The organism is Massilimicrobiota sp. An134, from assembly GCF_002160815.1.
GTDB classification, from domain to species: Bacteria; Bacillota_I; Bacilli_A; order Erysipelotrichales; family Coprobacillaceae; genus Allocoprobacillus; species Allocoprobacillus merdigallinarum.
This window is the reverse complement of record NZ_NFLH01000001.1, coordinates 13,602-26,293: the sequence shown is the minus strand read 5'-3', so window position 1 is coordinate 26,293 and position 12,692 is coordinate 13,602. Positions and strand designations below refer to the sequence as shown.

Annotated in this window: 18 protein-coding genes and 1 tRNA gene; all 19 read right to left on the bottom strand. The window is 32.1% G+C overall.

The genetic code is table 11. The annotated features are described in order from the left end of the window. Positions 1-24: 24 nt before the first annotated feature. Positions 25-543: a hypothetical protein gene (locus tag B5E79_RS00170; RefSeq protein ID WP_087296529.1), complete on the bottom strand. Its 519-nt coding sequence runs from the start codon at positions 541-543 to the stop codon at positions 25-27. After that, positions 540-809, bottom strand: coding sequence for a hypothetical protein (locus tag B5E79_RS00165; protein WP_087296528.1), 270 nt, complete (start codon positions 807-809; stop codon positions 540-542). Before B5E79_RS00165 ends, B5E79_RS00170 begins: the two co-directional genes overlap by 4 nt. Further along, positions 809-958: a hypothetical protein gene (locus B5E79_RS13425; protein ID WP_158095444.1), complete on the bottom strand. Its 150-nt coding sequence runs from the start codon at positions 956-958 to the stop codon at positions 809-811. Before B5E79_RS13425 ends, B5E79_RS00165 begins: the two co-directional genes overlap by 1 nt. A 107-nt stretch (positions 959-1,065) precedes the next feature. Continuing rightward, positions 1,066-1,236 (bottom strand): hypothetical protein, encoded by a 171-nt coding sequence (locus B5E79_RS13420; protein WP_158095443.1) that lies wholly within the window; start codon positions 1,234-1,236, stop codon positions 1,066-1,068. A 76-nt stretch (positions 1,237-1,312) separates the two neighbouring features. Continuing rightward, positions 1,313-1,386 (bottom strand) — tRNA-Asn (locus tag B5E79_RS13415). Positions 1,387-1,429: 43 nt separating this feature from the next. Further along, entirely contained in the window at positions 1,430-1,618 is a 189-nt protein-coding gene (locus tag B5E79_RS00160) for a hypothetical protein (protein ID WP_087296527.1), read from the bottom strand. 74 nt (positions 1,619-1,692) lie between these two features. Then, entirely contained in the window at positions 1,693-2,133 is a 441-nt protein-coding gene (locus B5E79_RS00155; protein ID WP_087296526.1) for a hypothetical protein, read from the bottom strand. Positions 2,134-2,204: 71 nt separating this feature from the next. Continuing rightward, complete coding sequence (locus B5E79_RS00150; protein WP_087296525.1) at positions 2,205-3,443, bottom strand: DEAD/DEAH box helicase family protein; 1,239 nt, start codon at positions 3,441-3,443, stop codon at positions 2,205-2,207. Further along, positions 3,433-3,954 (bottom strand): DUF5662 family protein, encoded by a 522-nt coding sequence (locus B5E79_RS00145; protein ID WP_087296524.1) that lies wholly within the window; start codon positions 3,952-3,954, stop codon positions 3,433-3,435. The genes B5E79_RS00150 and B5E79_RS00145 overlap by 11 nt, the downstream gene beginning before the upstream one ends. Continuing rightward, entirely contained in the window at positions 3,951-4,226 is a 276-nt protein-coding gene (locus B5E79_RS00140; RefSeq protein WP_087296523.1) for a hypothetical protein, read from the bottom strand. The genes B5E79_RS00145 and B5E79_RS00140 overlap by 4 nt, the downstream gene beginning before the upstream one ends. Beyond that, positions 4,223-4,537 (bottom strand): hypothetical protein, encoded by a 315-nt coding sequence (locus B5E79_RS00135; protein WP_087296522.1) that lies wholly within the window; start codon positions 4,535-4,537, stop codon positions 4,223-4,225. Before B5E79_RS00135 ends, B5E79_RS00140 begins: the two co-directional genes overlap by 4 nt. Before the next feature lie 67 nt (positions 4,538-4,604). Next, complete coding sequence (locus B5E79_RS00130) at positions 4,605-5,387, bottom strand: DUF6353 family protein (RefSeq protein ID WP_087296521.1); 783 nt, start codon at positions 5,385-5,387, stop codon at positions 4,605-4,607. Positions 5,388-5,410: 23 nt separating this feature from the next. Then, a complete protein-coding gene (locus B5E79_RS00125; RefSeq protein WP_087296520.1) occupies positions 5,411-5,863 on the bottom strand; it encodes a hypothetical protein in 453 nt (150 codons plus the stop codon). Between the two features lies 1 nt (position 5,864). Continuing rightward, a complete protein-coding gene (locus tag B5E79_RS00120) occupies positions 5,865-6,062 on the bottom strand; it encodes a hypothetical protein (protein ID WP_087296519.1) in 198 nt (65 codons plus the stop codon). Next, on the bottom strand, positions 6,059-10,174 hold the full coding sequence (locus B5E79_RS00115) for a DUF5906 domain-containing protein (RefSeq protein WP_087296518.1): 4,116 nt from the start codon (positions 10,172-10,174) through the stop codon (positions 6,059-6,061). The genes B5E79_RS00120 and B5E79_RS00115 overlap by 4 nt, the downstream gene beginning before the upstream one ends. Before the next feature lie 14 nt (positions 10,175-10,188). After that, positions 10,189-10,728, bottom strand: a complete 540-nt coding sequence (locus tag B5E79_RS00110; protein ID WP_206393052.1) for a hypothetical protein — start codon at positions 10,726-10,728, stop codon at positions 10,189-10,191. Positions 10,729-10,730: 2 nt separating this feature from the next. Continuing rightward, positions 10,731-11,336 carry a hypothetical protein gene (locus tag B5E79_RS00105; RefSeq protein WP_087296517.1) on the bottom strand — a complete coding sequence of 202 codons (606 nt, stop codon included), beginning with the start codon at positions 11,334-11,336 and terminating at the stop codon, positions 10,731-10,733. Between the two features lie 115 nt (positions 11,337-11,451). Continuing rightward, positions 11,452-12,378 carry a DUF6353 family protein gene (locus tag B5E79_RS00100; RefSeq protein ID WP_087296516.1) on the bottom strand — a complete coding sequence of 309 codons (927 nt, stop codon included), beginning with the start codon at positions 12,376-12,378 and terminating at the stop codon, positions 11,452-11,454. Further along, a complete protein-coding gene (locus B5E79_RS00095; protein WP_206393049.1) occupies positions 12,378-12,692 on the bottom strand; it encodes a DUF6378 domain-containing protein in 315 nt (104 codons plus the stop codon). Before B5E79_RS00095 ends, B5E79_RS00100 begins: the two co-directional genes overlap by 1 nt.

Sequence of the window (12,692 nt, the reverse complement as noted above, 5' to 3'; positions counted from 1 at the left end):
ATTCTTCTCCTTTCTGTTATTAATTTATTTATCTTTATCGTTATTGATAATTCTAATTTTCTTACCAAGCTTCTTTTCAATCTCATCTAATGTCATATCATAGACTGGTTCATGAATAATAGCTTTCATGTAATAACACTCTTTATATTCTGAAAAGCCACCTTTAGGGTCGCAATTTAAATTTCTAACATTCATATGAGCTTTACCCAATTTAATATGACTTTTATTCGAATCGAAATATATTTTTCCATTATCATATCCATATGTATAACTTTCGCTTATAAGACATCTTCGATATTCTATTTCACCAAACAAAAGATTTTCAATAGGAAGTTTAGGAATAACCATAAGAATAAGTTTGCCATTTTCTTCTACAATCAACTCTACACATGCAAACCATTGTTCTGTTGCTTCTAATTCTAGATTTTTTCTAGTTTTATATGTTTGAATATCTAAAACTCCTGGTTCCATACCATCAGTATATTTAGGAACATCAACACTTACTGTAATATCTCCGTTATTTAGTTTATGTAGTTCAATCATTTTTCATCTTCTCCTTTCAAAATTTCAAATGAGATAGTTTTATTTTCTCTATTGTCAGGATATAAATTACGAACGCTATATACAATTCCATAAATATTATCCTCATCAGCATCTGTGAGTTTACCGATAACTTTTCTTTCTTCGTTATATATAGGAACATTTTCAATTTGTTCTGTTGTTAAATTCAAATCATTATTCATAGCCACATTAACAAATGCTTCACAACAATGAAGTTCATCTAACTTACATTTACAAGTCTTTTTCATTATTTTCCCTCCATACGATTCCAAATTTCTTCATTAAAATAAGGGCAGTCAATACATTCATAACTTAAATAATTAGAATGTCTATCTCCACCTGCTAGACCCTTGCACTTTCCATTTGTTTCTAACATTTTTTCTTTATCTAATTCCATATAGCATATCTCATGAAACGTATTAGTATAGCACTTCATTCTGATGAATATGAGCAATGTTATACTTATTAGAATAAAGCCAAGTATGAACATGAATATATTCTCAATCATCTTTCATCTACTCCTTCCAAAATTTGAACTAATTCTTCCTCCAATTTTTCAATATGATTTTCTACAATTAATCTTGAAGATTTAGGTTTTACATTCTCAACTTGCTCATACAAGTCAATTAACTCTTTCATCTTCTTTACTTTTAATTTGCTTACCTTATCTTTCACATCCATCTCTCCTTTCATTTTCTAAATATCGCTGTGTGTAAATATAGATAGGTCTACAAAACTAAAAATAAAAAGAGAAACAGAATCAGATTTGAACTGATGTCCCTACTAATAATTAGTAGTGCTCTCCCCCCACTGAGCTATCTATCTCTCCATAATATAATGTGTAAATTACGCGTACTTACAAACCGTTTCACACCATTCCATTCATATATAAAATATAAGTTAGGCAAAGACCTAAACCTATACATGTTATCAATAAAGTTGCAAAATATCCAATTTCATCATCCCCTATAAAATCAATAAATTTAGAGAATAGAAATGCGCACAGCATCAATAATGATGATATGAAAAATGCTACTGCAATTTGTTCTAATCCCATTTAACAAATCTCCTTTCTATTTCACATAAATAAAAAAGAGAATACCGTTTTTAGCATTCTCTTTGTAGTTATAATCATTTTTTGGTTGCCGTTTTACAGCTAATATCGATTGCTTCTATTTCATTCCCTAGCATAACTGAAAGGTAATATTCTTTATCTGACGTATACGCATTGAACCATTTACCACCATCATTTTTGCCTTCATTGACATCTGTATTAAAACCCATCTCTTTACATTTTTCTATATATGCTTCATATTCACCATCTTGATAATTTTCAACTCTGAAAGCATATTGTTTACCGCCGTCAGCATCGATAGTAGTGATTTCTCCATTTTTGAAATACTCTTTCTCATTAGGTAACATACTTGCATATTGAATATCTTCGGATTTATTTTCTGTAACTTCATTTTCTTTAGCTTGATTTTCTTTAGTTTGAGTATCAGAAGAACCGCTCGAACATCCTACCAATCCAAATACCATAAAAGCAGCTAATAATAATTTTAATTTCTTCATAATAACCTTCCATTCCCTTCGTTATATTGTATAAAAATTATATCATATAAAAAATGAGAATACTACTTATTCTAGTCATACCCAACAAACTTTCTTTCATTAAATTTTTTCTTGTTTTTAATAGCTCTAGATATAGCTAAATCAATACCACTTTTGGATTTCAAGTGATAATAATATAAATCTTTAAAAGCTGTATTCAAACGGTCTATTCGTCCTGCTGCTTGTGTCATAACCTTGTATGAATAATTCTGACTGTAAAATATAATTGTATCAGTTTTCACGCAATTCCAACCTTCACATCCAGCTGTATATTGAACTAAATATACCCACGATGTAGATTCAGGTACGGGTTGATGCTTATGACCATTATATTCAGCTACTTCAAATACTCCATCATCATGAAACTTATCAAATAAAGATCTCAATATCATCAACTCATAATCAAAGTTATAAAATATAATGCTTTTAGGATGTTCTAAAACCAAATCTAACAAAGCTTCTATTCGTGATTCATCGCTATTTACGATTCGTCTAAGCGTATAGCACAACTCAGCCGCTTGTTCGATAGGTTTATTCTCATAAGGATTCCAACGATCTCTCATGGTATCTCTATAAAGAGGAATATCATACTTTACAACAACATTTATATGATGCTGAATCGTATCTCTATCAAATTCCATATCTATTAATATTTTATCTCTCAATCGAATAAGTCTATGCTCATTAATATACTTATCAATCTTTGGATAATCTACAAATCTTGAATATATAACATGTTCATTAATGAATTCTGTTTTATTACGATAGAAACCATTTGCTATAAAGACTGGAATATAATCAGTCCATCGATCTCCTGGCGTAGCAGTCAATAAAATCCATTCATTAAATTTAGTAATTTTAAGGAATGATTTCACCCATGTTCCAGAACCTACAACTCTTTGTTCATCAAATATAAAGAAGCTATTCTTAACGCCAATATACTTTTGAATGTTGTTCCAACTGTCAACAATAACATTTAAATCGAGATAAATATTCACATCTTTATATCTAGATAAATAAAAATGAGATAGTTCTCCATCCCATTCATGTTTATCTCTTTTTGCAGCTGTTGTGATAATATATATATCTTTAGGCTTAGCAAGTCGTTTATAGTCACCGCCATTCAAATAATCCCAAGAACCACCATTACGAATATAATAGTAACCAAGTGCTGTTAAGGATTTACCACTACCTGTACCACCATTTAAAATACAACCATTTTTACAATTTTTAATGGCTTTGAGTTGATGAGGATATAATTTAAGACTCATTCGCGTCACTTTCCGCATCTAATTTATTCTTAATATCATCTAAAATAGATTCCACAGCATAAAGAGTGTCATCATGCAATTTGATTTGATCCTTATGGTTATCATACCAATTAAAAATTTCATATAAATTACCACTAACCCAACTAAATGACCACCAATCACAAATCATTTCAATTATATATTGCATAGGCATTTCTATGCATTCGGTGCCTTCGTCATCATTGATTAAAACCCAATATTGCCAATGATGCGGATTATGATGAATATGGCGTAACCAAGCACGTTTGTAATCTTGAACGACTTGATATGATCTATTTCCCCCGTAAAAATATGCATCATAAGCTTCGTATTCTTCAGGATCATTCTTTGATTTATCATGAGATAATTGAATTTCTAAAGCATTAAATTCAATATTCTCAAATAAATAAGAACAATTCTTTTGTAGCCACTCAAGACTTTTATTAACCCCATTTCTATGTTGCATTAAATAATTATCATATTCTAAACTCATTTTTCAGATACCTCACTTTCTACTTTTCTCTGAAAATGATCATTCGCCATATATAAATCAGCATGCTTTTCATCACAGAATTTTATATTTGTTGGACTTATTCTTTTAACACTACCGTCCGGAAATTCTACTATTCCATAAATCATCGACATCTGACCGCCTGGATGTCCTCCAATCATTGGACTTGGCGCTACTACATCCGACCATTGCTCCCAACAATGCAATATACAAAATTGATTATTAACGATACAATCTCTTGTTTCAAAACTCATTTTTCTTCACCTTTCTTCATAAAATGTTCTCTATAAGTTTTTGCTGTATGTTCTAGATCCATATTGATTTCATCTATAAAATGAATTTGTTCTGGTCTAGCTGTAACCACATTACCGTTCTCTAATTCAACAATACCGAATATGGCAGTATAACCTTGATCATTCTCCCATCGACCCCAACCATGAAAATATCCAATGACATCTTTATCTTTAAGCCCTAAATATTCTTTTTGTTGTACATTATATCTAAAATGAACCTCACATAATCTCAATTGAGGTTCTATTGTTATAGTAGCATCTAATCGACCCATAAATCTTCTCCTTTCATTTATAATAAAGCCCATCCAAATATAGGACAGGCTTATATTTTATTTTATATTACATATATTCGTACGTACTCCATGCAAGACTAGGATAAAGAACATAATCAATAACAATACATTCTTCATCATTTACAACCTTCTTAGAATGATTGAAATCAATCCAATAAAATTCATCTTCAATGGCCCAACCCAATTCTTCAGTTTCTTTTAATTGAGCTATGCCTAAAAATTCATAGAATTGATTTAAAGTCACATATCCGCCAAGTACAAAATTTCTATTCAAATGATACTCTGCTTGAATAACTTGTTCGATGGTTGATTGGAAATATCTTTTAGAAAAAGAATCATAAAATAACATTTGAGGTGAAATCGAATATGATCCTAAATCGCAATTGCTTGTTAAACATTCTGCTGTAATCGACACATCTTCAGCTTGTTCGATAGCAATTTCATTCATGATTCGTTCGTGGCATTCTTCACCATATATCTCTTTCAATTTATCTCTATATTGTTTATATCCTTGATCTAATAAAGCATAAGCACTTAATAATTGAGTTTGTCTTTGCTGATTCAGAACTCCATTAGATAACATGACTGCTAATGTGACAGTTCCTGTAAATATAGGGAATTTATAGTATTTCCAAACCAACTTTGCTTTATCATAAATATCAATTTCATCTTTTTCATCTTGGAGCTGATCTATAGCTAATGTTGCTTTTGATGTTGCTTTCACTAGGCTTACTGATGTAACTATAAATCCTACAATGCTAACTCCAGTCATTATGATATTGCTATTTCTTTTTAAGAATATATAGGCATTTGTTCTTGAATATCTCATAATATTCATCCTCTCTTATTTTTTTAATCATCGTATTTATAAGCGAATGGGTCCTCCTCAATTGTAAAATATCCAGTTTTTAGATATGCTTTAATGCCTTCTTTACCTTGAGCTTCCCAACAATAAGGTCTAATAACAACATCTGCATTCTCAATTCTTGCATAATCCAAACATTTAATAGATTCTTCATCCAATAATTCTTTCTTTTTACCATTTACTAAGAATACATTTGGTGGATAGAAATCATATTTAACAGCGACCTGTAATGTGTAGAATGGAATATCACCTTCTTCTTTAGGCTCTTTCATTCTTACATTCCAACCAATAGCCAATAATTCCTGAGCTATTTGAGGATCCTCAAATACGACTGTAAAACTTCTATCACCAGAACGATTATAAGGTCCTGGTTCTCCTGCAAAATTCTTCCAAATAATATGTGCATTTTCTACAATAATGTTATCTACTTGTCTATTCATCTTATTTATCTCCTTTGAAATTGTTTTTAAATTTAACCGGTTGTAGATTTTGAATAGCATAAAAAAGCGAAATCTCTCTCTTTTCATCCATTGTTAGAGGAGATTCACTATTTCTACTTTCAAATATCAATTCACCAGTTTTTAAATCTTTATAAACTTTTACTTCAGCTCTTTCTAAATATCTTTGAATTTCATTCATGATTTACTACCAAAGTCTAAATATACAGGCTTCCCTTCTTCATAATTAGGTAGTTGATATGGATCATCAGAAATAAACCATTCTAAATCACCATAGAAACTAATGGATTCAGCTGCTTCATCAACCAAGTGATCATAATAGCTTTTATCTATCATTGAGTCATTATTTAAATTCTTGACAACTTCTGATTCAAGCCATCTATAACCTTTTGTGCCAGCTGCCGCATAATATTTGCCATCTTGTTCGCGATATAATAAACCGCCATTATATCCAGGTTTAATAGGACAGAACTGCCCCACTCGTCCTACAAAGACATGGTTGTGGCCCTTAGCAATTTCAGTATCAAGTTCCTCATCTGAAATATCTTTATACTTCAGCAATAATCTGTCTGCTTTTTTAGAAGATTCAATACCAACCATAGTCCAATCAGGACGTTTGATCCTGTATTGCTTAACCTCTTCAAGTTCACTAACATCTGGAAGATCCTCGTTCATATCCAAATATAAAGTACCTTTAGATACTGATTTTGTTTCACACAAATCATCGAAAGTAATATCTTCTTTACTGAATAATTTCTTGAACACATATGGAACTTGAAATTGAGTTCCTGTTGCAGTCCATTTACCCCCATCTTCAACGCATTCACCTGGAGCATAGCCATAAAGTTTCTCACAAGTTTCAGCATCTGCAAATTTAGCAATATAAACTGCATCATTAACTAAACACATACGTTCATAAGTAGCCTCGTGTTCAAAGTCATAGCCATACATCTTTCCATATTCCATAACAAATTGAATGATTTCCAGTGTTGCATCAGGAATCTTGATCGAATCAGTCTTAATATGAGCAACAATAAATCCTCTCTTTTCAACTTCATGTCTTAAGTTTTCCATAAACAATGCTCCACGTTTTGCTACGATGTTATCAATGTTTCGCGAATCTCTAAATGCATTCATGAAGCTAGCACTTGTTAATCCGTATACGGAGTTAATAGCAATCTTCAATGCCTGAGCTAATGATTTAGCTTTCAATAATCCGTCTTGAATTTTCTTAACGTAAGGCATTAACTTACCATCCAGAATATGTTTCAGGCTATCCCAATCTTCATGCTTAATATAAACACGAGCATCCTTAATATCCTTGAATCGTTTTGTATATTTACCAAACAATTCTTCCATAATTGCGCTTGTTGGATGCATTGATGCAACATCTAATAATGCAACCATTCCATACATACCAGGCTCTGCATACACTCGACCACCTTCGCCAATCTTTTCTCCTCGATAGGTTGATTTACCTGCCTCAAATTCATATCCAGGGAATACAGGTTGACCTTTTTTATTGAATCTCGTGTATTCATCAAAACCATCTGGAATATAATCATCATTACAAACTTCTCCTAAGTCACGATAATTAAATTCTTTTTGAGGATTACGTTCTTTTCCAAATATAATTTTGGTAGTTAAACTATTTGTTGTATCATTAACTGAACCATCAGCTAAATCTGCCAAAATCTGTCTTGCTAAGAAATCTCCTTGTGTTGCATTCCATACAGCTTCAGTTGCGTAAACATCATTGTCGCAATATTCAGCAACTTGTACCCATTTCTCTTCAGGAACAGGCTGATCCCAAGGTAATCCTAATTCCTGATGATGAATGCCTAATTCGATTTCCCATTTCTTTAAGGATTGTTTCTTTGCGGCATAATCATAAATATCCGTATAAGATATGTTATACGCTTCTCCAAAGAACGCATCACGATCCTTTTCCACAATGATTCTTTGGGATAGATTAAATAATTGTTCATTTGTATATCCCATATATCTTGCATATAAAATATGATTATCGTATCTACGACAGTTGAATCCAACTAATCTGAATTTTAAAAGGTCTTCAATTTCTTCTGGTCTAGGATTAATCATTCGGACCATCTGTTTATCAGGTCCTTGATACTTCCAATTGACTAAAAATAAGTTTGGAAATACCTCAACATCGTAGAATACGATAGGTTGATCATCATTAACAATTTGTTCAGATGGTTCTTCTGATTTAAACTTCATCTTATTGACCAACTTAATACAATAATCTGCTTGATGTGTACTGTTGGCTGCAAATCCTAGGACTGCATTTCTCAAATCCGTTACATCGTACTTGAGTCCGCTTTCATAAGCATCTTCTAGAATCTTAAATATAAAATCGACACTTGGCTTTGTACCAGGATGATACTCTTTATTAAGATTCTTTTTAATCATTGTTTTCAATGCCTTTTCGCTTTTTATAGCGTCAAAATTAACCACTTTACCAACTCCTTTCACTGGTAAACCTGAGCTAATAACAGCAATAGGCAAGTCATTACATTTGGTTAATTGTCTTCGCAGTGAACTTTTACCTGTAAATACTTTGATTTCAATATGATCGCCAAATACACGACTTAACCTTGCTGGATCCCCATTATAGATATAATGGAGATGAATTCCTGCACCACTTTTACTTAATTCCGCATATGTTGGTGGAAATTTGGATGCAGCTTCTAAGTTCCTCTCTAGACATTTGTTACCATCTTCATCTGGAATATCAAAATCAATAACAATATGATTTTCCTGACCATCAGGCATTTTGACATAATGCAATTTATGAGTATCCAAATCCGATAAAGTTGTGGTAACATTATCCCATTTTTTTCTTGGTGTTCCTTTGGATGTAGCATATTGAGCAATCCAATGAGAACAAGATTGATCAAATATGGATGGTTGTTCCTTAAATATAAGCCATGTTGATGATTGATTAGGTTCCTCTATCTTTTTACTTGTGACCTGATGAAACTTATCAGCAAGAAATCCTTTAAAAACACCTCTCGTATTCACACCTTCATAATGTTCGTGATATTCTTCAAAGTAATTTCTCAATTCATTAACAAATGCTTTTCGTGTTTGAAGATATTTAACATTGGCATCCTCACAATATTCTTTATACATGGCCCATGCTTGCTTGGCTGTAATGATCTCAGCATCTTTAAATACATAATAAGAATCTTCCACAAAGTTATAGAAATCATTTGTTGCCCCTAACATGAGAACCGGAACGTAATCATCATATATATGAGGATCGGATACATATACCTGAAGACAGTGATACGCAATGGCTCCCAATTCAAAATCAACCTTTTCAATGAGGTCATTGTATTCGTTTAAAGGTATCTTATTTCCAGATGGAATAACATCTATCAAACGTCTGATAAGTCCGGACTTTGCATCAGTAATTTTGACAGGTTTATTCGTCCCCATAATCAAGAAAGCTTTAAACTTATTGGTATATGTTGCTTTAAATTTTTCATTAATGGTCATCTCTTCATGTGAAACCAAACTATTTAATCTTGTATTATCTTCAATTTTAGATAAATCGCCATCATGTTGAATAGCTACAAGTGGATTTGTACGAAATGGTTCTAACGCAAAAGAAGCACTGGCTGAACCCAATGCTTTAGCGTCAAATATTGCATAATATCCTTCAAATAATTTTTGAATAATATTAATGATTGTTGATTTACCCGTACCTGCCGAACCATAGAACACCATGAATTTCTGTAATGTCTTTGATTCGCCAGACACAATGGCTCCAATAGCCCATTCAATTTTATGTCTTTCTTCTTCAGAATATAAAGTTGAAATAATTTTATCATAAGCTGAAATATCACCTTCAACTAAAGGGTAATTCAATCTTTTACTCGCATAATCTTTCTTGTTTGTACCATCATTTGAAAATATAAGTTTTTCATCAAGCATGTGATAATTTTCTCGCATTTGCTTCTGACAATACTTATGCCAAACATCGATCATTCCACTGCTGGCATCCCATAAATACTTAGGAATCACTTCTTCATTTACATTTAACCCTTTATAATGTCTAAGTTCTTCCTCTATTGCATTATCTATCAATCGAATCGCATCTTGTTCATCAGTCGACCAGAATCCACGATCTTCCAACCATACAGCATAAAAATCTCCTCCTCGAATCATAAGATCCGAACTTTTACAAATTATAAATTTTGGATAAATTTCTGTAGGACCGCCACGTTTCTTCTTACGATGGGTTATTATGAAAAAATCAGCCATAAATATCTCCTTTCTTAAATTTCTAATATTTCATTGAGATACCACATAAATTGATACCAAATTTCAGCATCTCTCATATCCATCGGCGGATTCTGAACAGTAAATAAACCACCTTTTCCATTTGACTCATAATTTCTATTTAAGAAATCATCAATAATCTGATCAACATAACGTTTATTGAAATGAGTGTCATCCATACGACCAAGCCCAAGACTCACAACCATGGTCCAGAACCATTGCCCTGTTCTATTACCATAACTGTCATCATCCATGATATGTTCCTCAGCATCAAATGCTAAAGCAACCATCATTTCAAATATGCTACAAGGTCTTACATCTAAATATTTTTTAATTTGATCTCTAGAATATCCATTTTCATAACCGAAACGATATCTGAAATCTATACCATCTTGTGCTCTATTGCCATCCATGGGCAAAATATAAATAAATTCTATATCATGCAAATAGCATAGCAGCTTTCGATAGGATAGATATGTTTCATCAGATACCATTTCGACCATCCATTCGAAATATTCATCTGCTATTCTATTCACTTTTAAGCACCTCGATCTTCAACAATATCTCTATAGTTTCTATAATCTTTTACGATTTCATAGTCAGTTTTTAGACCTTCATTACGCACATGTACAACATCTTCATCACCATAATATCCAAACTTAGTTACCCAATCTCTACCTACAGTTAACTCAACTTCTTGAATTGGGTTATCTCTTTCATCACAAAGAACTCCATCTTGGAAATAAACTAACCCTTCTAATTCCCAATCATTCCATTCCTCGGTACCAACTTTATCTCCGTATTCATCAGGCGAAATGACATAAATATCATAAGTATCGTCATCTTCTTCATCTAATGATTCTGTGTCATTTTTCTGATAATCTACATATTGTTCTTTAGATAAAAGCTTTGCGTATTCATGAATATCATTAGTCTTATTTGGATATTGTTCGTGTTTATGTTCTTTATCATTTGATTCTTCTTGATATGAGTTTTTTTCTTCTCCGTAATATCTTTCTTTAACTGACTGAATTTCTTCTTCTGCTAGATCTGCATAATACTTATCTATAGCTTTCCAAGTAATAAATGCCCCTACAGCACCACCAACTAGGAAAGACGTGAATGCTAAAAATCCACGATTCATTTTACATACCTCCTAAAAAATAAAAATAGACCACCATCAACTATAAAAGATGATAGTAGTCTAGTTCATCCTGATAAGGATCTCCAGAACCAAATCCAGATAATCCATCAATCATTCAAATAAGTTCCCAAATATTCCCATCTGGATTAAAATCAAGTAAGATACTTCTTTCGTATCCATTAACAAAGTCGGCAATTGCTGGTTTATAAACATCATAAATACCGAAATCGATATAATTATCACCTACAGGATTATCTTTTGAATATACCCATCCAACGATTTGACCAGCTTTTGTTCTTGGAATACCTAAACAATCATAAACCTCATTTAAAAACACGTGACCTCTAGAACGTAAAAGGTCATTCATATATTTCTCCTGCTGTCTTAAGAAAGATAAGTTTAATGATGCATCTTTCTGCCAATTAGGATTCCCTACAGCAAAGAATCTTGCATATTCTGAATATTTTTCTGATGGAGCTTGAACGACATCTTGAGATTCTTTAATAACTTTTTCATTACCTTCTTCATCTGTTTCAACTTTCTCAATTTCCATCGCTTTAATGTTATTTTTCAATTCATAATCAACACGTTTACCGAATCTTTCAACAACACGTCCGCGATAGTCTTTAAATCCTCTTTCAATAGTTGCATATGCGGCAGCTAAAGCAATGTTTCGACTTCTTAAAATATGATGAGAAGTTAAAATAGCTCCTAATGATAAAGTTCCTAAAATAACTGATGGTGCATATAATTTAGCAACTTGTATTCCGCCTTGCACATATACTGTTAATAAATCTTTCTTTCCATCTTCTTCAGTATATGTGCTTGAACTCATAAATACTTCATTATTTAAGCATTCATGAATCTTTTCAATTTTTTCTTTTGGTTCTTCTAAAACCTCGTCTAATTTAAGTGTTGCCTTACAAGCCATAACTGCTGAAGCTACAACACCAACAGCTCCAGCTACAATTAAAATTTCAGGGCTTGCTTTTCTTACTTTTAAACCAAATTTATTAAAATTTCTTGATACTTTTTCAATCATTATTTGTTTTCCTCCTTAAATTTAATCTCTCCACCACATGCTGCATAACCAGCCAAATCAACAAAACTATCTTTTGTAGCTGTACCAGTTGAGATTCTAGCAATCTTTAATAAAGCCATCATCATAGATACATCTACAGGTGTAAATTCAACACCTTTATATGAAGTCCAAAGAGAAGCAATAGTTTTAAAGTTATCTTCAGGACTTCCATAATCCTGCTCTCTTTGACCACATACACATTTCTCAGCTTCATTTAATATAGAAGCTCTTGTAATTTCTTCTTTTAAATCATCGTTTAACATTACTAAACTCAT